This window comes from Caulobacter sp. SRI_014, from assembly GCF_057586315.1.
Map to the genome: position 1 here is coordinate 885,775 of NZ_JBYCZQ010000001.1, position 19,971 is coordinate 905,745.

The 19,971-nt window shown below is 68.2% G+C and carries 16 protein-coding genes and 1 tRNA gene; 6 read left to right on the forward strand and 11 right to left on the reverse strand.

Annotated elements, in window-relative coordinates; genetic code table 11:
* Positions 1-28: 28 nt before the first annotated feature.
* The gene (locus tag AC2YG9_RS04625; RefSeq protein WP_487296747.1) at positions 29-262 is read right to left on the reverse strand and encodes a hypothetical protein; all 234 of its coding nucleotides are present in this window, start codon (positions 260-262) and stop codon (positions 29-31) included.
* Between the two features lie 24 nt (positions 263-286).
* Positions 287-1,903, reverse strand: coding sequence for an isocitrate lyase (locus AC2YG9_RS04630; protein ID WP_487296748.1), 1,617 nt, complete (start codon positions 1,901-1,903; stop codon positions 287-289).
* 137 nt (positions 1,904-2,040) lie between these two features.
* Between AC2YG9_RS04630 and AC2YG9_RS04635 the strand changes: the two genes are divergently transcribed.
* From AC2YG9_RS04635 to AC2YG9_RS04655, 5 genes are all read left to right on the forward strand, one after another.
* On the forward strand, positions 2,041-3,459 hold the full coding sequence (locus AC2YG9_RS04635; protein WP_487296749.1) for a helix-turn-helix domain-containing protein: 1,419 nt from the start codon (positions 2,041-2,043) through the stop codon (positions 3,457-3,459).
* A gap of 424 nt (positions 3,460-3,883) precedes the next feature.
* Positions 3,884-4,462, forward strand: a complete 579-nt coding sequence (locus AC2YG9_RS04640) for an RNA polymerase sigma factor (RefSeq protein ID WP_487296750.1) — start codon at positions 3,884-3,886, stop codon at positions 4,460-4,462.
* A gap of 1 nt (position 4,463) precedes the next feature.
* Positions 4,464-5,027, forward strand: coding sequence for a hypothetical protein (locus AC2YG9_RS04645; protein WP_487296751.1), 564 nt, complete (start codon positions 4,464-4,466; stop codon positions 5,025-5,027).
* On the forward strand, positions 5,018-8,203 hold the full coding sequence (locus tag AC2YG9_RS04650) for a hypothetical protein (protein WP_487296752.1): 3,186 nt from the start codon (positions 5,018-5,020) through the stop codon (positions 8,201-8,203). Before AC2YG9_RS04645 ends, AC2YG9_RS04650 begins: the two co-directional genes overlap by 10 nt.
* Positions 8,200-9,204 carry a Ppx/GppA phosphatase family protein gene (locus AC2YG9_RS04655; RefSeq protein ID WP_487296753.1) on the forward strand — a complete coding sequence of 335 codons (1,005 nt, stop codon included), beginning with the start codon at positions 8,200-8,202 and terminating at the stop codon, positions 9,202-9,204. Before AC2YG9_RS04650 ends, AC2YG9_RS04655 begins: the two co-directional genes overlap by 4 nt.
* Before the next feature lie 6 nt (positions 9,205-9,210).
* On the opposite strand, the gene AC2YG9_RS04660 is transcribed toward AC2YG9_RS04655, so the two are convergent.
* The 5 genes from AC2YG9_RS04660 to AC2YG9_RS04680 all read right to left on the reverse strand — a co-directional run bounded on the left by AC2YG9_RS04660 (position 9,211) and on the right by AC2YG9_RS04680 (position 13,340).
* Entirely contained in the window at positions 9,211-9,543 is a 333-nt protein-coding gene (locus AC2YG9_RS04660; RefSeq protein WP_487296754.1) for a hypothetical protein, read from the reverse strand.
* Position 9,544: 1 nt separating this feature from the next.
* On the reverse strand, positions 9,545-10,369 hold the full coding sequence (locus AC2YG9_RS04665; protein WP_487296755.1) for a hypothetical protein: 825 nt from the start codon (positions 10,367-10,369) through the stop codon (positions 9,545-9,547).
* 2 nt (positions 10,370-10,371) lie between these two features.
* A complete protein-coding gene (locus AC2YG9_RS04670) occupies positions 10,372-11,919 on the reverse strand; it encodes a hypothetical protein (protein WP_487296756.1) in 1,548 nt (515 codons plus the stop codon).
* A 232-nt stretch (positions 11,920-12,151) separates the two neighbouring features.
* Positions 12,152-12,228 (reverse strand) — tRNA-Arg (locus tag AC2YG9_RS04675).
* 89 nt (positions 12,229-12,317) lie between these two features.
* Positions 12,318-13,340 (reverse strand): P1 family peptidase, encoded by a 1,023-nt coding sequence (locus AC2YG9_RS04680; RefSeq protein WP_487296757.1) that lies wholly within the window; start codon positions 13,338-13,340, stop codon positions 12,318-12,320.
* Between the two features lie 94 nt (positions 13,341-13,434).
* Here AC2YG9_RS04680 and ggt point away from each other — a divergent pair, with 94 nt between their 5' ends.
* Positions 13,435-15,138: a gamma-glutamyltransferase gene (gene ggt, locus AC2YG9_RS04685; protein ID WP_487296758.1), complete on the forward strand. Its 1,704-nt coding sequence runs from the start codon at positions 13,435-13,437 to the stop codon at positions 15,136-15,138.
* 163 nt (positions 15,139-15,301) lie between these two features.
* On the opposite strand, the gene AC2YG9_RS04690 is transcribed toward ggt, so the two are convergent.
* The 4 genes from AC2YG9_RS04690 to AC2YG9_RS04705 form a co-directional block, all read right to left on the reverse strand.
* Positions 15,302-16,609: an amidohydrolase family protein gene (locus tag AC2YG9_RS04690; RefSeq protein WP_487296759.1), complete on the reverse strand. Its 1,308-nt coding sequence runs from the start codon at positions 16,607-16,609 to the stop codon at positions 15,302-15,304.
* A 19-nt stretch (positions 16,610-16,628) separates the two neighbouring features.
* Positions 16,629-17,045, reverse strand: a complete 417-nt coding sequence (locus tag AC2YG9_RS04695) for a DUF2141 domain-containing protein (RefSeq protein WP_487296760.1) — start codon at positions 17,043-17,045, stop codon at positions 16,629-16,631.
* A 108-nt stretch (positions 17,046-17,153) separates the two neighbouring features.
* Positions 17,154-18,086, reverse strand: coding sequence for an alpha/beta hydrolase (locus AC2YG9_RS04700; protein ID WP_487296761.1), 933 nt, complete (start codon positions 18,084-18,086; stop codon positions 17,154-17,156).
* A 9-nt stretch (positions 18,087-18,095) separates the two neighbouring features.
* The gene (locus tag AC2YG9_RS04705) at positions 18,096-19,958 is read right to left on the reverse strand and encodes an AMP-binding protein (protein WP_487296762.1); all 1,863 of its coding nucleotides are present in this window, start codon (positions 19,956-19,958) and stop codon (positions 18,096-18,098) included.
* Between the last annotated feature and the right edge of the window lie 13 nt (positions 19,959-19,971).

The following is a 19,971-nucleotide window of genomic DNA, read 5'->3' on the forward strand; positions in this document are numbered from 1 at the left end:
GCGCTGCAGTGTGGTGTTCAGCGAATACTCAGGCCGAAGCCGCTTCCTTTTCCCGGATGGTCGGGACGATCTGGTCGCCCCAGTTGCCGGAGCCGTCGTGGCAGCGCGAGGCGCGGACCAGTTCGACCGAATAGCCGGCGTCGAGGGCCCGGCGCACGGCTTCGTTGAGACGGTGCGAGGCTTCGGCGATGCGCTCGATGGCGCGTTCGCGGTTGGACGAGTCCGGCATGGCGGCCGGGGTGAAGCTCGGTTGCTTGGTCATCGTCGTCTCCCTCTCTGAAGGCCCTCAGGCCGCTGCGAACTGGTTCATGGTGTTGGCGTGGCCGCCGGCCTTCAGGGCCCGCTCGCCGGCGACCATTTCCTTGAAGGTGTCGCCGAGGTCGGAGCCGACCTCATGCTGGTGCTTCACGGCCGACACCCCGCGGCGGATTTCCTCGCGCTGCACGGTGTTGACGTAGGCCTTCATGCGGTCGTCGCCGAAGTAACCGCGCGACAGTTCGTCCATCGACTTGGCCGTCAGGTGGAAGGTCGGCAGGGTGATCAGGTTGTGGAACACCCCGGCCCGGGCCGAGATATCGGCCTGGAAGCTGGCCAGGCGGCGGTCGGTCTCGAGGCCCAGTTCGGACGTGTCGAGGTCGGCCGACATCAGCTTGATGCCTTCGGGATAGGCGTCCTCGGTGATCTTGCCGCTGGCGATCCACTCCTTGCGGACCTGGCCGCGCAGGTTGAGGGTCCAGTTGAACGACGGGCTGTTGTTGTAGGTCAGCTTGGCGTTGGGCACGACCTTGCGGACCTCGGCCACCATCGAGGCGATCTCGTCGACGTTCGGCGTGTCGGTCTCGATCCAGAGGAGGTCGGCGCCGCCCTGGGTCAGGGAGGCGATGCAGTCCTCGATGACGCGCTGGCGGCCGGTGTTGTCCTGGAAGGCGAACAGGCCGTTGGGCATACGGACGGGCTTCACGAACTCGCCGCCCTGATAGAGGGCCAGCTCGCCCTCCTGGATCGGGTTGTCCTGGGTGATGACCTCGGTCTTCAGCCACTTGATGTAGTCGCTGGCGAGGTCGCCGGGCTCGCGGCTGACCGGCACCTTCTGGGTCAGGCCGGCGCCCAGGCTGTCGGTGCGGGCGACGATGACGCCCTCGTCGACGCCCAGCTCCTCGAAGGCCAGGCGGCAGGCGCGCAGCTTCTCGATGAAGTCCTCGCGCGGCACGGTGACCTTGCCGTCCTGGTGGCCGCACTGCTTGGCGTCGGAGACCTGGTTCTCGATCTGCAGGCAGCAGGCGCCGGCCTTGATCATCTCCTTGGCCAGCAGATAGGTGGCGTTCTCGTTGCCGAAGCCGGCGTCGATGTCGGCGATGATCGGAACGACGTGGGTCTCGAAGCCATCGATGGCGCTGATGGCGGCCTTTTCGGCGGCGGCGTCGCCGGCCTTGCGGGCGTCGCGCAGCACCTTGAACAGGTCGTTGATCGCCACCTCGTCGGCCTGACGCAGGGAGACGTAGATCTCCTCGATCAGCTCGACGACGGCGGTCTTCTCATGCATCGACTGGTCCGGCAGGTGGCCCCAGCGGTTGCGCAGGCCGGCGACCATCCAGCCCGACAGGTAGACATAGGCGCCCTTGGTGGTGCCGCGCAGGCGCTTGACCGACTTGATCATCTGTTGCGCGTGGAAGCCCGACCAGCAGCCGAGCGACTGGGTGAACTTGCTGCTGTCCAGGTCATAGGCCGCCATGTCGGCGCGCATGACCCCGGCCATGTCGCGGGCGATGTCCAGGTGGGTGTTGAAGGTGTTCTGCATCTTCAACTGGATGATGTCGTCGATGGCCACGCCGCCGTTGGTCTCGCCCGTCGGATAGCGGCGGAGAAGGGCTTCGCGGTGTTCGGCGTAGGTCTTGCGGGTCATGGTCTGGTCCGGGAACTGAAAGGTGGCTCGTTGCGATCAGCTAACGCCACACCCGGAAATCGGCCCAACGGATTGAAGACGATTTGTCGTAAAGTGACATTGTCGCGTCTGTAAATTTATGACAACGTGACACCGCCATGTCAGACAAGAAGCTCTTCCTCGGCGGCCGCCTCAAGCGGCTGAGGCGCGATCTCGGCGCCACCCAGGCGGCCATGGCCGAACAGCTGAAGGTCTCGCCCAGCTATCTGAACCTGCTGGAACGCAACCAGCGGCCGGTCACCGCCCAGGTGCTGCTGCGCCTGGCCGAGGCCTATGATCTGGATCTGCGCACCCTGTCGGCCGACGAGCCGGGCGGTGGCGAGGGGCTGGACGAGGTGCTGGCCGACCGGCTGTTCGCGGACCTGGCCATCAACCGTCATGAGACCGCCGAGGTGGCCGAGCTGTCGCCCAGCCTGGCCGAGGCCTTCGTGCGCCTGTACCGGGCCTACCTTGATCGCGGCAACCTGATCGACCTGTCGGCCTTCGAGGGCCGCGACGACCTGCCGGCCGCGCCCCACACCACCCCGACCGACTGGGTCCGTGACCTGGTCAGTGTCCAGCGTAACCATTTCGCCGACCTCGAGACGCTGGCCGAGGACCTGCTGGCCAGCATCAAGGCCGATCAGCGCGATCTGAACCCGTCGGTGCGCGAGGCGCTGCTCCATCAGTTCGGCGTCAAGGTGCGAGTGATGCCGGCGGAGGTGATGAGCGGGACCCTGCGCCGCTACGACCAGCACCGCAAACAGCTGCTGATCGCCGAGACCCTTGCGCCGGCCAGCCGCACCTTCGCCATGGCCTACCAGCTGGGCCTGCTCAGCTGCGGCGAGGCGATCAGCGAGATCGCCGACCGGTTCTCACCGCCAGACCGCGCCACACGCCAGCAGTTGAAGGTCTTCCTCGGCAACTATGTGGCCGGGGCGATGATGATGCCCTACGCCAAGTTCCTCGCCGCCCTGGAGGAGACCGGCTACGACATCGAGCGGGTCCGCTCGCGGTTCGGCGTCAGCTTCGAACAGGCCGCCCAAAGGATGACCACCCTGGCCCGCTCCGGCGCGCGCGGCATTCCCTTCTTCATGCTCAGGGTCGATGCCGCCGGCAACATCTCCAAACGCTACGCCAGCGGCCCCTTCCCCTTCTCGCGGTTCGGCGGCACCTGCCCACGCTGGAACGTCCACGACAGCTTCAAGACCCCGGGCCGCATCGTCACCCAGGTCATCGAGACACCCGACGGCGAGCGCTATTTCACCCTGTCGCGCACCGTGCGACGGGTGGCCGGCCTGCTGGGCGGGCTGGAGGACGAGCTGGCCATTGGCCTCGGCTGCGAGCTCAAGCACGCGGCCAAGCTGGTCTACGCCAGGGGCCTGGACATGGCCGCCCCGGCGGTCGTCGAGGTTGGCCCCGCCTGCCGCATCTGCGAGCGCCGCCAATGCCCGCAACGGGCGGCGGCGCCGATCAACCGGACGCCGCTGGTGGAAGAGTCGGTGAAGAGCGTCTCGTCCTTCCCGTTCCAGGCCTAGACACGCCGGCCCCACTTTACTTCTCCGGGTTGCATATCAGTCTGGCCAGCGCCAGACTTGAGCGAGTTGGTGACCCCGCGCGACCGCCCTGAAGAGCGGCTCGCTATGCCGCTGGGCAGGCTTTCAGTTTTTTCTTTCGCGTCCTGTCGGAGTTTCCGCGCCTGCCGAGCCCTACAGGTATCGGGCGGCGCAACGAGCGCTGCGGAAAGGAGCCACCCCGCCGCCCGACAGTGCCCACAGTACCGTCCCCGCGGGCGGCGACGCGTATCGGTCGCCGCCCGCGGGCTCACGCGAAAGAAGGAGGCCAGCGGATGCGTACGGAGTCCAGGATGCAATCAGGACAGGGCGGGATCGAAGGCCTTCGGGCCCTCATCTCTCCCCGGGAGGCCGACGGATGACGGCCACTAGCGCGGAAGGGAGGCCGATGGACGGTGGTCACGATCACTACGCCCTCGAGGAGGTCAGGGCCGCGATCCGCGAGATCGCGCGTACCAACAGTTTGCGCCTGGCCCTCAGGAGCTATGCGAGACGTCGGGCCTGGGCCCTCGGTCTGAGCGAGTATGGCGACGACCTGTTTCAGGAGGCCTACGTCCGGTCGTGGGATGGTTCGCGCGCCTGGCGACGGGACCTGACTGTGACCCAGAACATGATCTCGATCATCCGCTCGCTGGCCTGGAGAGACCATCTCATCCGTGAGCGCGAGCCCGCCAGCGGCGGGGGGCCAAGCGACGAGGCCGAGGGCATCGGTGTCCTGGGCACGACCGCAAATGACGAACCCGGACCCGAGGCCAGGATGCTCCGCACCCAACGGGTCCGCCATGCGCTTGAGGCCATCCTCAGGAATGTCCCGCCGGGCGGACGGCACCGCGAGGTGCTGATGCTGCAACAGCAGGACGTCCAAGCGAAGAAGATCCAGGAGGCGCTCGGGCTGAGCAAAACCGAATTAGACACCATCCAGCGCGCGATCGACCGCGCGAAGATGCTCGTCAAGGTGGATGAATGACATGACCCATCAGACCGATCCGCTTGAGGAGATGATCCTCGCAATGTCGGAAGAAGAGCTGATCCAGATGACCATCGACGATGGGCTGGATCCCGACGAGATCGCCACGGAGGTTCAGGCGTTGCTCGCCCGGCTGGAAGCCGAGGAGGCTGCGTCGGCGAAGGTCGTCGACCTGGCCGCACACCGTCCTTTACCGGCGGCTCCCGATGCTGGCGAAAGCGACGGAGCGCCGACGCAAGCCTGGTTCCGCATGGCGGCCCGGCCGCTGGAGGCGGATCCGGACGCCGCGGTTGAACCCTCGATCAGGAAGATTGTGCTGCGGTACGAGATTCCCACCGGTCGTGACCCTGTTCGCCTCTACGAGGGACTACAGGAATTCTATGTCGAGCTGCCGGCCGAGGCGGCAGGCGCGAGCCTTCTGCAGCTGGGCGATCATCGCCTGCGGCTGACGTGGGTCGAGGCCATGAGCAAATTCCGCATCGAGGGCCTGGATAGACCCACTTTCGCAGATTTCGTTGACGCCCAAGGTCTCGATCCGGGGCTGTGGAGGGTGTCATGGACCTAGGAAACCACCCGGCGGGAGAGGATTTCCCCGCTCCCCTCCTGGACTGGGTCAAGGGTCAGCGGCTGGCGCTCGGAACGGCTCTGTTGCGCACCGACCCCGACGCATGGAGCGACACACAGGAGGCCGTCTTCAGGCCCGCCTGGCCGAAGCGCAAGATCGAGGGCAGCACCCTGGCGCTTGTCGAAACCATGCGCCAGCTGCCGCCGGCCGCGCTGGAGGGCCTGGCGACGCTGACGGCCAAGCAGTGCGATCTGTGGAGCGACTACACACCGCTGTGGGGGGAGGCGCTGCGGACCGCGAAATGGCATGAGTCCTCCCGGCGTTCGCCCATCGCCGGCGCGAAACTGATCGCCAACCGACTGACCCACGGGGCCCTCAAGCCGGCGCAGTTTCCGCGGCTCGCCAAGCTCGAAATGAGAGCCGATTGGGAGGAAACGCCCGAGGTCCGGACCGGCCTGCGGCGGATCATGCAGGACCTTCAGGGCGCGCGACTGGCGGGCCAGCGCATTGACGCCCTGACCCGCTTTCCAAGTCGGACCCGACTGTCGCGATGGCGGATGGTCGAGAATGCCATCCTGCAGCAGAGCTTCGCCTGGCCCCTGCTGGTCCTCACGCCCGCAAGCGGCGAATCCACCTACTGCACGCTGCCGGTGATCGTCGATGTCCGGCTGAATGCCGACCCGTTGCCGCCCCGCGAAGAGGTGGCCCTGCGGCAGTTCGAACCGGCCGACGGCGAAACCCACATCATCGAGGCAAGCGCCTGGGAAGTCCCGATCCGCAAGGCGTTGCTCGCCGCCAAGGATCTGTGGGCCTACAAGCATCCCGGCTGTGACCCCAGATTCCTGCGCATGATCGAGAATGCGTCGGTGACGATCGACCTGCGGGTCGCCGAGGCCGTGGTGGCGCCCTACCGGAACTGGGGCCAGTTCGCATTCGACGGAGACAGCCTCGAGGTCTATCTCGCCCTGGTCATACTGGGCGGCTTTCTGAACAGCCGGGCGATGGAAACCATCTGCGCCACGGGCACGCTGGCGCGGGTCAAGCGCAACGGCTACGGCAAGGATCGGCAAGACCGTGGCAGCGACCGCTTTATCGGGCGGGTCGGCGGCGTCGATCTGAAAACCCGCTGCGTCGCGGACAGCTTCTTCTTCGACCAGCTGATCGTGCCGTCCGGCCAGACGCCGGAGAACCCTTCCCGGCGCCTCAAGATTTCCGAAGGCAGGTTGCTGTCCCACTACGCCGATCACGTCTTCGGGGACGAGTGGCGCAGGCACCGCTGGGTTCGCTGTCCCGACCTCGCCGCCGGATTCAAGGACAAGGATCTCAGCGAGGAGGAAGAAAGCGAGATCTCCCTCATCCTGCGGATCCTGGAGCTGGAAAACCAGAAGGTGGTCACCCTCGACGAGTCGATCAGCGCCATGGGGGTTGCGAGGGCGCTGAAACGCCTCAACGACCTGACCGCCAAACTGCCGGAGTTGGAACGCGGAAGCCGAATATGGGAGCGGCAGGGCTCCTACACGGTCATCAGGACGGTGGATCGGGAGATCAACGAGCGCTTCTGGCAGGTTGTTTGGGAGGCGCTCGGCGCCGATCCCGCCAAGTTCGAACCCTTCTGCCACCTGGTCTCGCGGGACCGGCCCGGTCAATTGCTGGCCGACGAACTGAACCGCTTCCTTCCCGACGCTGTTCAGAGCCGGCGCGCACCCGACATCCTGGTGATTGTCGGCAGCGACCGGCTGATGGCGGATACCAGCATGCCGACCGGTCCATTCGCCCGGCTTCAGATCGACACGATCACGAGGGCGGCGGCCGCCACCCTCAGGCCCTCGCCGATCGACTCTTTGAGGAAGTTCATCAAACAGACCCGGATCATCCTGGTGCCCAGGGACTGGGCCGACACCGACGAAATGCCCATCGGGGCCGTCCCCCCCGAACTGCAGCGCGCCATGCGCCGCCTCAGTATTTTCCGCCACGGGTTCACCTTCCATATCGCGCGACGGATGCTTGGACTGGACGAAGCCTCCTGTCTCCAGACCCTCCAGGCGCTGCAGTCTCCTCGCGCCAACGGAACACCCTGGCTGTCCTACGGCGTGTCAAATCCCAGGGAGTTCCCGCCGGATGCGGCCTACGAGTACTATCTGACAGAGAAAGCGGCGCTGCCGACGGACCGGGAGGAGCTGGCGACGCTCCATTTCGACGCCGCCAACGCCATTGTCGGCTTCCTCGAGCCGTCCCCGGATGCGGCGCGTTTCGATTTCGAACAGGCCCTCTCGCCGGTGTGGCTTCACGAAGCGCAACACCACCTCTCGGCGGCCTGGCAGAACCGCCGGGACACCAACGCTTCGCCCCAGGAGCGAGAGCGGCTTTCGCGCGTTGGCGAGCCGTTCGGCTGGTCCGCCGTGCGGTGGGCGGCGACCTTCTCCCACGAGCGGGACACCGACATGCTCGGCGCCGTAAAGGAACATCTCGCCCAGAAGCGGAAACGCAACGAGACCGTCCATCCGGTCGAACTGGTCTGGGCCGCAAAGCTGTCGTTCAAGCTCCAGCGAGACGGCAAGGGGGATGAGGACTTTCGTCGCAAGATGCTCGCCTACGCCTGGTCGGCCTGCGACTCCCGGCCGACCAAGGCCGAGCAGGAAGCCTGTCGCTTCGTGGTGGCGACGACCCGCGCTGCCCAGAAAATGCAGCTGTCGGGCAACGAAATCGGGTTGGCCCGGGCCAGGGAGGACAACGATGAGGCTCTGGGACGGCTCTCGAAGGCCCAGGACGTTCTCGATCCGGAATGGTTCGAGTACATGGGCGATGCCGAGCCGGACCACCGCCGGGCCGCCGCGCTCTATCGGCAAGGCTTCTGGAATCAGGCGCTCAAGGGCGCGGAGCATTCCGGCGGTGGCGGTGGTCTGACGAAGTATCTGGGGGCCTGTAACCTGGCCCGGATCGAGCCGGACCCCGCCGTCCTGGCTCGACTGCAAGAGCCGCAGCCGTCGGGAATGCGGAAATACATCCACCGACATGACGCCGCACCGCCAAGCGGCCTTGTCGGCTTCACTGATCAGCGCCTCCGCTTCGTTCACGAACGCTGGCGAATCGGTCGCAACCAGTTCCTTGAAATTCACCGCGCGCCGCCGAAGGCCCGCCCTTCGGCCGCCCGCCGAACGCCACGGCCCGCCGCATGAGCCGTCAGCCCCCGACCCCGGCCGTAGACGGCCGACCTGGCCGCGTGGCGGTCCTGGAGATCGGCAGCCGCGCCGTCCGGATGCTGGTCGCCGACATCGATGCGGACGGGGTCCACCCGGTCGCGACCCGATCGGTTCTCTGTCCCCTGATGGCGGCGCTCGCGGCCGGTCCTTCCGCCTTGGCGCCGGCGCTCGCCGACGCCGCCAGGGCGGTGGCGGACTTCCAGCAGCTTGCCCGGGAGAATGACGCCGGTCAGCTGGCGATGGTGGGCACCGAGGCCATGCGCCGGATATCGGCGAACCATCCCGACAGCTTGCCGGCCAGCCTGAGGCAGGTCCGTTTGCTGACCGCCGACGAGGAGGCCTACTACGCCGTCCTGGCCTCGGCTCACGGTTCGGGAGGGGGCTCCAGCCTGGCCGGCAAGGTGCTGGTTGTCGATCAGGGCGGCGGCAGCATCGAGGTGTCGGCCGTGCGCATGAACGGGGCGGTGAATATCCTCGCCTCAGCCAGCCTGGACCTGGGCGCCAACATTCTGCTGAACCGGTTCGCCGGCAGCGGATCAAACCTGGCGGCCTTCCGGGCGGATCTGACCGCCGCGCTGCCGACCGCGCCCTTTGTGGTCGGCGAGATCGACCACGTCATCGTGCACGGCAGCGTCGCCACCAAGTGCGCCTGGATTTCGGTCAACACCCGGGGGGCCAACGGTCGCTACGACCCCCGCCGGGTTCACGGCGTCGAGATGGAGGTTCGCGGCCTGGAGGCCATGCTGACCCTGGTCGGCAAGGCGCCGCACGCCGGATGGGACAGCCTGCGGCCGACCTTCGATCCGCTGAACCCGGACGGCGATGAGATGGAGCGCGTCGTCACCGGCGCGGCAGCTCTCGTCCAGCTCCTGGGCACATTCGGTCTGCGTCGCTTCCGCGTCAGTTGTTTGGGGCCCCGCCACGGTCTGGCATGGAGTCTGGCGCAACCCGGCGGGTCATCCGGCTCACCCGGCTGACGGACCCTAGCGGCGGCGGCGTCCAAACAGCGCGTCGAGAAAGCGGACCACATAGACGCCGGCCACATGGCCGGCGGCCGCCTCGCCGAACATCGCTCTCACCAGCTTCTGGATGAGGCCCAGCACGCCCGCCAGCACCACCGTGGCCAGCAGCAGCAACAGCAGGGCAATTCCCAGCGCCGCCCCCGCCAGGTCCGGCCGGCTCGAGGCAAAGCCTGCCAGAACGGCAAGGCCGACGCCGAGGATCAGGAGGCGCCCGGCCCAGGGCTGCCGGAGCATGACCGCCAGCCCTCCCGCCGCGATCAGCAGGACCGCGATGGTCTGCAGCACCATGGCCATCTCAACCTCCCTTCCTGGCCACCGGCGGCGCGGCGCCGCCGAAGTCGACGTCCGTGGCCCCGCGGTCGGCGAACCAGTGACCCCAGAAGCCGGTCAGTTTGGGGGTCTGCAGAGCCGTGGCTTCGGACCGACGAAGCAGGCGAACCTTGACCGAGACATCGGAAAGCTGCGCCGGAACCCTGCTCGCCAGGCTGCGCTCGTAGCGGCCCCACAGGTCGCCCTGGCGGTAGGTGGTGAAGCCGCCGGGTTCCTGCTGCAGGAGGTCCGAGACCACCACCAGGGTCCGGCGACCGACACGGGGACCGAAGTCCTCGCGCCAGGACGCCGCGGTGATGGCCTGCATGATCGGACTGGCGGTCGCGCCGGCGCGTCGCGCCGCCGCCATCGCCGCTTCATCGACCGGACGGCCGAATCCGTCGCGCCAGCGCTTCCCGACCCGGTCCACGGTTTCGACCAGGGCGTTGGCCTGGCCCGCGGAGCCCGGATTGCAGAGCGACACCAGCACGGTGGGCTCGAAGGGCTTGCCGGAGTCCATCAGCAACAGGGTGAACTTGCCGTACTTGGGTGTGCTTTGACGCGCCTCGCTGATCGCCGCCAGCAGGGTTTCCTGCTGGATCAGGTTCAACGGATCGCTGGTGTCGACCACGACCAGTGTGCTGGCGGCGAGCGGCCGGTCGGTGCGGCAATGCCGGTCGTCCAGCGGGGGCGGGCGTGAAGCGATCGCCCCGACGCCGGCGGCCACGGCCAGCACCCCCACCGCGCCAAAGAGAAGGAACGCCCGGCGGCGGGCGGCCGCCGGGCTGAGGATCCGCGGAAGCGTGACCATGATCAGGCCTCCACTTCAGCGGCGACAAAGGCGGGCAGGCGCGCCGGGGTCCGACCGCTGGTCTGGTCGGCGGTGTCAGCCCCCTCATCGCTCCAGTCGCGCTGGAGACGCCGGTCCGCGGCCAGTTCGATATCGCCGATATCGGCGAGGAAGCCCTCGGACTCCTCCTGGCGCAGGTGCGCGAGGGTGCGCTCCAGATCGGTCAGCACCGGGCCGTTGGCCTCGTGCTGAGCGATGGCGCGATCCACCTGGGCACGGAGCGCGCTCGCGTCGGCCAGGCCCTGCTGCACAGCGTCGAAGGTCGGATAGACCGTGAAGTAGGCCGGGGGCGTGTCCGTTCGAACCGCCAGGTTTTCCTCACGATACCGGCGCAGCAGCGCCCCGCCGGTGGCGACCCACTCGCCGATGCTGTCGCGAACCTCGGCCGCCCTCTCCTCCGCCTGGTCCGCGATCTCGCAGGCGGTGGCGACCTTCCGGGCCTCGTCGGCGTAACGGCCGCGAAGCTGGCCGAGCACCGATTGGTAGGCCGCGTCCACCTGCTGGCGATAGTCGTCCTTGCCCGTCCGGTAAATGGCCTCGGCTTCCCGATGCGCCAGGTCGACCGGCCGGTAGCTCCAGTAGGGATCGACATAGCCGCCGCGACCACCCCGGCCCTTGAGAAGTGCAACCAGGAAGACGACCAGGCCGAGGATCAGCAAGGCAAGCGCCTCGGCCGACGAGAAGGCCAGCCCATTCTGGCCCGGCGCGCCGGTGAAGAAGGCGTTGTCGCCCGAGCCCTGCTCCAGGGCCTCGCGGAAGTTGGCGATCCTGATGTTCCAGAAGACCCCGGCCGCCATCGAGAGCGCCAGCGTCACCGCGCCGAGCGCCTTGAACGGCGCCTTGACGTGGCCGAGCAGACGCAGGCCGAAGAAGCCGCCCGCGAAGCCGATCGCCACGTTCACGGCGCTGAACATCGCCGCCAGGCCCCAGCCGGCGATCAGACCGCCGTCGACGGCGCCCTGGAACAGGAAGGCGTTGCCGACACCCTCGACGGAGACCAGGCCGGCAATGATCGCGCTCGGCAGAAACCACTCTTCCGCATAGTCGGCCTTCCGCGTGAGGCGGTGGTCGCGGCGGAACTTGCGCAGCGTGCGGTAGCGCCGCCGTTCGGCGAGGCGGGTTTCCTGGAGGTCCTCGCGAAGTTTCACCTTGGCCTGGGAAACCGCGGCCCGCGCCTCGGCGAGCGCCAGGGTGGGGTCCAGCGGACCCATCCGCAGATTGGCGATCTTCTGCTGGGCGTCGTTGAGCTGGTTGGCCAGGAACTGCTTGAGCAGATTGGCGCCGGCGGCGATTTCACTCACCACCTGGCGTTGGGGTTCGTCCATGTCGCCGTCCGATGCCGCCGGGCGGTTCTCCGCGCCCTCGCTGCGGGCCCGGTCTTCCAGGCGGAGCTGCCGGGCCAGACGTTCGAATGACGGACGCAGCTGGTCAGACATCACCGGCAGCCAGCGATTTCGTTCAGTCGGCGAGGCGCTGAAGGGATTGAGGGGGATGTTGGGGTGCTTGGGCATTTTGGAGCCTCTTGTTGCGGGCCCTCACAACGACGGCCCATACCCGCTAGGCTCGGCGGAACGGTATTCTCGGACAGGCCATCGGCTGCCAGGGCAAAGCGGGCCGCCCTCGGCCTGGCCAAGGACGGCGAGACGACCATTCCCAAGGGAGCGGACGGACCGGCCAAGCTGGCGGAGGATCTGACGGTCGATCCCGTTCAGCACTGAGGCGATGGCGATGTCAGGAAGAAAATGGCGCGCCCGGAACGATTCGAACGTCCGACCCTCAGATTCGTAGTCTGATGCTCTATCCAGCTGAGCTACGGGCGCGCACTTCGCTGGGCCCTCTTAAGGGTCCGGCGAGGGCGCGGAACCTAGTCGCGGGAGAATGGAAAGGCAAGCGGGTCAGAGCGCTTTTTTCATAGGCCGTTTTTCCAGGTCGGAACGTCGGCCCCGGGCCAGCCCACAGCCTCGTAAACACCGCGCGCAATCGCCCGCGCCAGAACGTCGGCGGCCAGGGCGCCGATGCGGGCCACGCACATGGCGGAGGGCTCATCGAGCGGGCGCTGGGCCGTCGACAGGGCGAAGACGATGTCGCCGTCGAAGGGGGCGTGGGCGGGGCGAACGGCGCGGGCCAGGCCATCCTGGGCCATGATGGCGACGCGCTTGGCCTCGCCCGGCGACAGGGAAACGTTGGTGGCGATCACGGCGATGGTGGTGTTCTGGCGCAGGCCGGGGTTGGCCTTGGCGCGGTTCCAGTGGTCGGGCGCGCTGGTCAGGCCCGCTGAGCCCAGGCCGCCGAACTCGCCGTCCAGCTCGAAGGGGGCGGCCCAGAAGGTGCGGTCGTCGCCGGCCGTGACCGAGCCGTAGGAATTGACCCCGGCGATGGCCCCGACCACCAGGCCGTCGTCGGTGACGATGCTGGCGCTGCCCGTGCCGCCGCGCCAGCCGCCCGCCTTGGCGCCGTAGGCGCAGCCGGCGGTGCCGAGCGCGATGTCCAGGCCGGCGTTGCTGACCGCCTCGATGCCGAGGCGACGGTAGGGCGGCTCCAGGCCCCATGCCTTGTCGCCGCCGTTGGCCATGTCGAACAGGATGGCGGCCGGCACGATGGGAGCGCGCGGAACCTCCGGGTTCTGGGAGACCGGATAGCCCCGGCCATTGGCGCCCAGCCAGGCGGCGACGCCATCGCCGGCTGCGAGGCCGTACATCGATCCGCCGGAGAGGACCACGGCGTCGATGCTGGCGCCGATCAGGTTCTCCGGATCGAGGGCGTCTGTCTCCCGCGTGCCGGGTCCGCCGCCGCGCACGTCGACGGCGCAGACACAGCGCTCGTCGGGCAGGACGACGGTGACGCCGGTGCGGACGCGCTCGTCCTGCGCCTGGCCGACCTTGAGGCCGGGAACATCGGTGAGGCTGTTGCGCGGACCGGGACGAGCGGGCATCGGAACTCCGGAAGCTGGAGCGGTTTAATCGCCTGCCGGACCGTTGTTGTCCATGGCGGCGCCGTTATGGTGAGCATCCGTTGCTGGAGAAGTCATGCGTCCCCTGATCGCCGCCATTACGGCCCTGTCCCTGATGCTGTCGGGCTGTTCGACCTTCGCGGCGAAGCCTGAAGCCCCGACCACGAACGGTCCGGTGATGGTCGCCGCCGCCAATCCGCTGGCAGTCGAGGCCGGGCTCAACGTTCTGCGGCGCGGCGGCAGCGCCGTTGATGCGGCGGTGGCGGTGCAGGCGGTGCTGGGCCTGGTCGAGCCGCAGTCGAGCGGCCTGGGCGGCGGCGCCTTCCTGGTCCACTACGACGCCGAGACCAAACAGGTCACCGCCTACGACGGCCGCGAGATGGCGCCGGCCGGGGCCGACGCGAAGATGTTCCTGGGCGAAGACGGCAAGCCGATGAGCTTCATCCAGGCGGTGCTCAGCGGCCGCTCGACCGGTTCGCCCGGGGCCGTCGCCATGCTGCACTACGCCCACAAGGAACACGGGACCCTGCCCTGGAACAGCCTGTTCGGCGACGCCGAGCGGCTGGCGTCCGAGGGCTTCACGGTCAGCCCGCGCCTGGCCGGGATGATCACCTCCATCTATCCGCAGTCGAAGACGCCGGACGCCACGGCCTATTTCACCAAACCCGATGGCAAGCGTTATGTCGCCGGCGACACCTTGAAGAACCCGGCCTACGCCGAGAGCCTGCGCCGCATCGCCGCGGAGGGTCCGGACGGACTGCTGAAGGGGCCGGTGGGTCAGGCCATCGTCGCCAAGGTGGCCGAGGGGCCGGTCCCGGGAACCCTGACCACCGCCGACCTGGCCGGCTACAAGCCGCTCAAGAAGAAGGCGCTGTGCACCACCTACCGCGTCTACCAGATCTGCACCGCCCAGCCGGCCTCGAGCGGCGTGGTGCTGCTTGAAGCCCTGGAGCTGCTCGAGCGCACCGACATCGACAGGCGCGGTCCGACCGACCCGGTGGCCTGGATGCAGATCGCCCAGGCGGAGCGGCTGATGTACGCCGACCGCGACCGCTATGTCGGCGATCCCGACTTCACCTCGGTGCCGGTGAAGGGCCTGTTGAATGGCGGGTACGCCGATGAGCGGGCCAGGCTGATCGGCGAGACCTGGGGTCCGCCGCCGTCGTTCGGGGTTCCGCCGGGCGCGCCCAGGCGCGGCGAGGACAGGACCAACGAGCCGGGCGGCACCAGCCACATGGTCATCGTCGACGCCCGGGGCGATGTGGTCTCGATGACCACCACGGTCGAGAGCATCTTCGGCTCGGGCCGGATGGTGGGCGGCTTCTTCCTCAACAACCAGATGACCGACTTCAACTTCGCGCCGGTCGACGCGGAAGGCGTCCCGGCCGCCAACGCCGTGGCCCCCGGCAAGCGGCCGCGCTCGTCGATGTCGCCGGTCATCGTGCTCGACAAGGACGGCCGCTTCGTCGCCGCCCTGGGCAGTCCGGGCGGCACCGCCATCCTGTCCTACAACCTCAAGGCCCTGGTCGGGGTCCTGGATTGGGGACTGACCATGCAGCAGGCCATCGACCTGCCCAATGTCATCGCCCGGGGGTCCAGCGTCAGCGGCGAGGCCGACCGCTTTGCGCCGGGCGTCGTCGCCGCCCTGGCCGAGAAGGGCCTGATCATCAAGTCCAACGGCGGCGAGAACAGCGGCCTGCACGGCGTCATCGTCCGCGAGGGCGGCCGCCTCGAAGGCGGGGCCGACCCGCGCCGCGAGGGCGTGGCCAGGGGGCTTTAGAGGTTCCTCCCCCCTCTCAGGGGAGGTGGCAGCGGCGCAGCCGCTGACGGAGGGGGTCAACGCATACGTTGGCGGGTACCCCTGGCGCCGCTGAACGGCCGGTGGGGACCCCCTCCACCACGGCCTGCGGCCGCGGTCCCCCTCCCCCGATGGGGGAGGAACTTCAGTCCAGGTGGCCGCCGCCGGTCGGGCTGCCCGGCATCACCGAACTCTTGATCGGCGCCAGGGAAAGAGGCCGGCCGTCCTTCCAGGCGGCGGTGATGGCCTTGGTGGCGGCCAGGTCCTGATTGGGATCGGCGGCCAGGGCCAGGAAATCGGCCTCGCAGCCGACATTCAGGCACGACAGGCGCCGGCCCGGGAAGATCGAGACCTTCGGCGTCTCGATCCACAGCCGCAGCAGGGTCGGGGCGTCGAACACCTTCATGGCGTCGAGGTTCTCGATCTCCGACCGCGAGGTTTGCATGTAGTTGTCCGAGCCGATGGCCAGCTTGACCCCGGCCGCCTTCAACAGACGCAGGTTGGCGACCTGCACGGCCTTGACCTGGGCCTTGCGGGCGCGGGGCATATTGAGGCCGTTGGTCACGACGGTGGTGGTCACCACCACCACGCCGCGCCGGGCCGCCTCGCGGGCGTCGGTGGCGGTCAGGCGGTAGGCGTCGCCGCTCTCGCCGGCCTCCCACATGTAGCCGGGCAGGTGGTTGATCTCGTCGACGCCGCTGGCCACGGCCAGACGGAAGTCGGCGGCGGTCTCGATATGGACGCTGACCTTCAGGCCGCGCCGGTGGGCTGCCTTGACGATCAGCGGATAGAGCTTCGGATCGAGGCCGCGCAGGCCGTAGTGGGCCTTGTCGGCCTTGCGCGCCTCGTAGGCCTCCGAGTGCAGCAGGTAGGTCTTGATGAACTCCGAGCCCTGCGCCTGGAGCCTAGCCAGCGCCGGCTCGATGTCGGCGGCGGTGCGGACCGTGTGGAAGGCGTCGCCCTCGAAGGCCTCGCCGGGCTGTTCCTTGCCGGTGAAGCGCGACAGGAAGCCGTAGAGCCGGATCGGGTGCCCGCCCTCCGCTGTCAGTCCGCCCATGGAGAACCTGGCGTCGACCGTGTCCTGGCGGTTCATCAGGGCGCGGGTCTCGGCCGTGTAGGCGGCGCGGCTGTTGGGGTTCTTCACATAGAAGACGCCGTTGGCCAGGTACTGGTCGCTGACCATCCTCGCCATCTGGGGCGCATCGATGTTGTGGTTGTGGGCCTCGCCGAAGGCCGGGACGACGTAGGCGCCGTTCAGCTCGACCGCCCGGGCTTTCGCCGTCGGCTTCACGAAGACGCCGCCGCGCACATAGTGGTCGCCGCCGACAAAGCCGTCCGGCGTCCACCACATCGCGCCGGTGAAGCGCAGGGTTTCCTCGCCCTTGGCGGTGGCCGGGCCGACAAGCGCCAGTCCCGCCACGACGGCCATCGCCGTCCACACTGCCCGTTTCATGCCCCTGCGCTCCTGACGCCTACTGCGGATAGTCGAGGGGGACGGTGATCGAGGTCCCGGCGTCCGGCACGGTGATCTTCATGGCCTCGAAGGTCCTGGCGCCGGCGGCGCCCGAATGGCCCAGCCCCTCGGCCGGCTTGCCGTCCTTCATGGTCAGGTTCCAGTTGCTGTCGGCGTCGTGCATGACCATGACGGCGTACTCGCCGGGAGGGACGTCCTCGACGGTCAGGGTCATGGCGCCTGCCGTGGCCGGGCCCATGGCGCCGGCAGCGCCCATGGGCTTCATGAACTGGTCCTTGTTCTGCAGGGACACCAGCATCGTGCCGCCCTCGGCCTTGACCCCGGTCAGGGTGACGGCGACGTCGGCCGCGAAGGCCGAACCGGCAAAGAGAGAGACGCTCAGGGCGCCGACGGTCATCAGGGTCTTGAAGGTCATTGGTTCGCTCCCGTGGCGGGACCAACCCGCCTTATGCAATGTACTTTGCATTATAGAGTGCATTGCCGTCAAGAGGGGATTTGTGAATCTCCTGTCATCTTCGATGGGTCAGGCCAGCGCCGCCTTCAGCTTCGCCGCCGTATCGTTGATGGCGTCCACGACGGGCGGGGAGACGCTGGCCATGATGTAGAAGTCATGGACGAAGCTCGGGTACTCGATGTGCTCGGACTTCACCCCGGCCGCCGCCATGCGTTCGGCGTAGAGCTTGCCCTCGTCCTTCAGCGGATCGAAGCCGGCGGTGACGGTCAGGGCGGGCGGCAGGCCCGACAGGTCGGAGACATGGGCCGGTTCGGCGCGGCGGGCGTCGGGATGGCCGATGGCGGCAAAGTGGCCGGCGAACCAGGTCATCACCTCCGCGGTCAGGACATAGCCGGTGGCCAGATCCTTGCGGGACTGGGTGTCCTGCTCCATGGCCGTGGCCGGGTACAGCAGCAGCTGGAAGGCCAGCTTGCGCGCAGGATCGTCGCGGAATTCCAGCGCCATGCAGGCGGCCAGGTTGCCTCCGGCGCTGCAGCCGCCGACGGCGACGCGGGCCGGGTCGATGCCCAGGCTGGCGGCGTTGTCGATGACCCAGCGCGTGGCGGCCAGGGCGTCGTCGTGGGCGGCCGGGAAGGGATGCTCCGGGGCCAGGCGGTAGTCGACGGCGATCACCCGCACGCCCGAGGCGGCGCACAGCCGGCGCATGAAGTCGTCGTGGGTCTCCAGATCCCCGATCACGAACCCGCCCCCGTGGAAGTAGACGAGGCCGCCGGTCGTCGCCGGGGCGTCCTTGGGGACATATAGCCGGGCCTTCAGCGGGCCGTCGCCGCCGGCGACCTGGATGTCGCTGACCGTGAGGTCCTTGGGCGCCCCGGCGTCGAGACCGGCCCGCTGGGCGACATAGCCCATGCGGATCATCTCGGGCGGCAGGGTGGCCAGCGGCGGCATCTCGATGGCCGCGGCGGCGTCGAGCATGGCGCGGAAGTGGGGATCGAGGCTCATGGCTTTTCCTTAGAGGGAGACGACGCCCGGCGCGGAGCCGTCGCCATACAGGGCTTTGACGAGGTCGGCGCGGCGCTCCAGCGTCGCGCGCTGGTTCACATAGCCCTTGTCGGTGATCTCGCCGGCGTCGATGGACGGCGGCTCGGTCATGATGATGAAGCGGCCCACCCGGCGGGAAAGCCCACCGGCGGTGGCGTTGAAGGCGGCCAGCTTGTCGGTGAGGATGGCGGTCAGCTTCTCGATCGGCGTGCCGGGGCCTTCGTCGGCCATCAGCGTCTGCATCCCGGCCATCGACGGCCACACAAGAGCGCCGATGAACGGCTTGTCCTGGCCGGCGATCACCGCGTCGAGGATCCACGGGCTGCAGGCCCCGACGATCTCGGGCCGCAGGGTGCCGACCGAGACCCAGGTGCCGCTGTCGAGCTTGAAGTCCTCGGTCACCCGTCCGTCGAACATCAGGCCCTTGGCCGGATCGTTGTCGTCGATGAATTTGGCGGCGTCGCCCAGCTTGTAGAAACCTTCCTCATCGAAGGCGGCGGCGGTCTTCTCGGCGTCGCCGACGTATCCACGGGTCACCGTCGGACCCTTGACCCGCACCTCCAGCTTCGTGCCGTTCGGCACCAGCTTCAGCGTGATGCCGGGCAGCGGCAGCCCGACCAGCCCGACCTGTTCGGTGGCCCAGTGGGTGACGGTGATGCCTTGCGTCTCGGTGGCGCCGTACATGGTGGTCAGCGGCATGCGCTTGCCGGTCTCGGCGATGGCCAGGGCCTGCAGCCGCTCATTGACGTCGTTGCTGAGCGTGGCTCCGCCATAGCCCATGTAGCGCATGTTCTTGAAGAACGACTTGCGGAGCACTGGGTCCTTTTCCATGGCGTCGGCCAGCATGCCGAAGGCGATGGGGGCGGAGCCGAACACGACCGGCGAGACCTCATAGAGGTTCAGAATCGTCGTCTCGAACATGCCGGGCAGCGGTTTGCCCTCATCGAGATAGACCGTGCCGCCGGCCCAGAGGACGCCGTTGAAGCTGATATTGCCGGCGCTGATATGGCTCCAGGGCATCCATTCGAGGCTCTCGGACACCTGATCCGGATCGGGCTCCTCGGACCGCAGGCCGTCCTGGCCGGCGATGACCCCGGCCATCATGCCGAAGGTCTGCGGCGCCGCCTTTGGCATGCCGGTGGAGCCTGAGGTGAAGAGGTATTTGGCGACGGTGTCGTGGGTCAGGGTCTCGCGGGCGGCCTCGACAGCGGGACCGACTTTCGTGTCGGTCAGGGTCGAGAGCGGCACGGCGCCCTCCCCCGTGCCGTCAGCGGTGACGAAGGTCAGGCCGAGGCCTTTGAGCGTCTCGAAGGCGCGGGCGTACATCTCGCCGGACTGGGCGAAGATGACCTTGGGCTTCACGACGCTGACGCAATGCTTGAGCTTGGCGTGGTCGCTGGAGATCAGGCTGTAGGCCGGACTGATCGGCGAGACCGGCACGCCGGCGGTGTAGCAGCCGACCTTGATCAGGGCGTGCTCGAGGCTGTTGGAAGACAGCACCATCACCGAGTCCTCGGCGGTGAGGCCGGCGTCGAGCAGCCACTGGGCGATGCCCTCGGCTTTGCGCAGGGCCTCGCCGTAGGTCAGCGTCCGCCAGGGGCCATGGCCGGGCTCGCGCTGCTTCATCCACGGACGGTCGGGATGCTTCTCCGCCTTCTCCTTGAGGAGGTGGGCAATGGAGCGGGGACCTTCGCCCGGGGTGTGGTTCGAGCGGATGAGGATCGAGCCGTCGGCCCGGCGCTCGACCGACACGTCCGGCCCCTTCATGGGCAGGTCCGCGAACGGAACGTCAGACAGAACGGCCGGAGCCGCCACGCCATCGGCGGGGGTCATGGGCGGTTTCCTC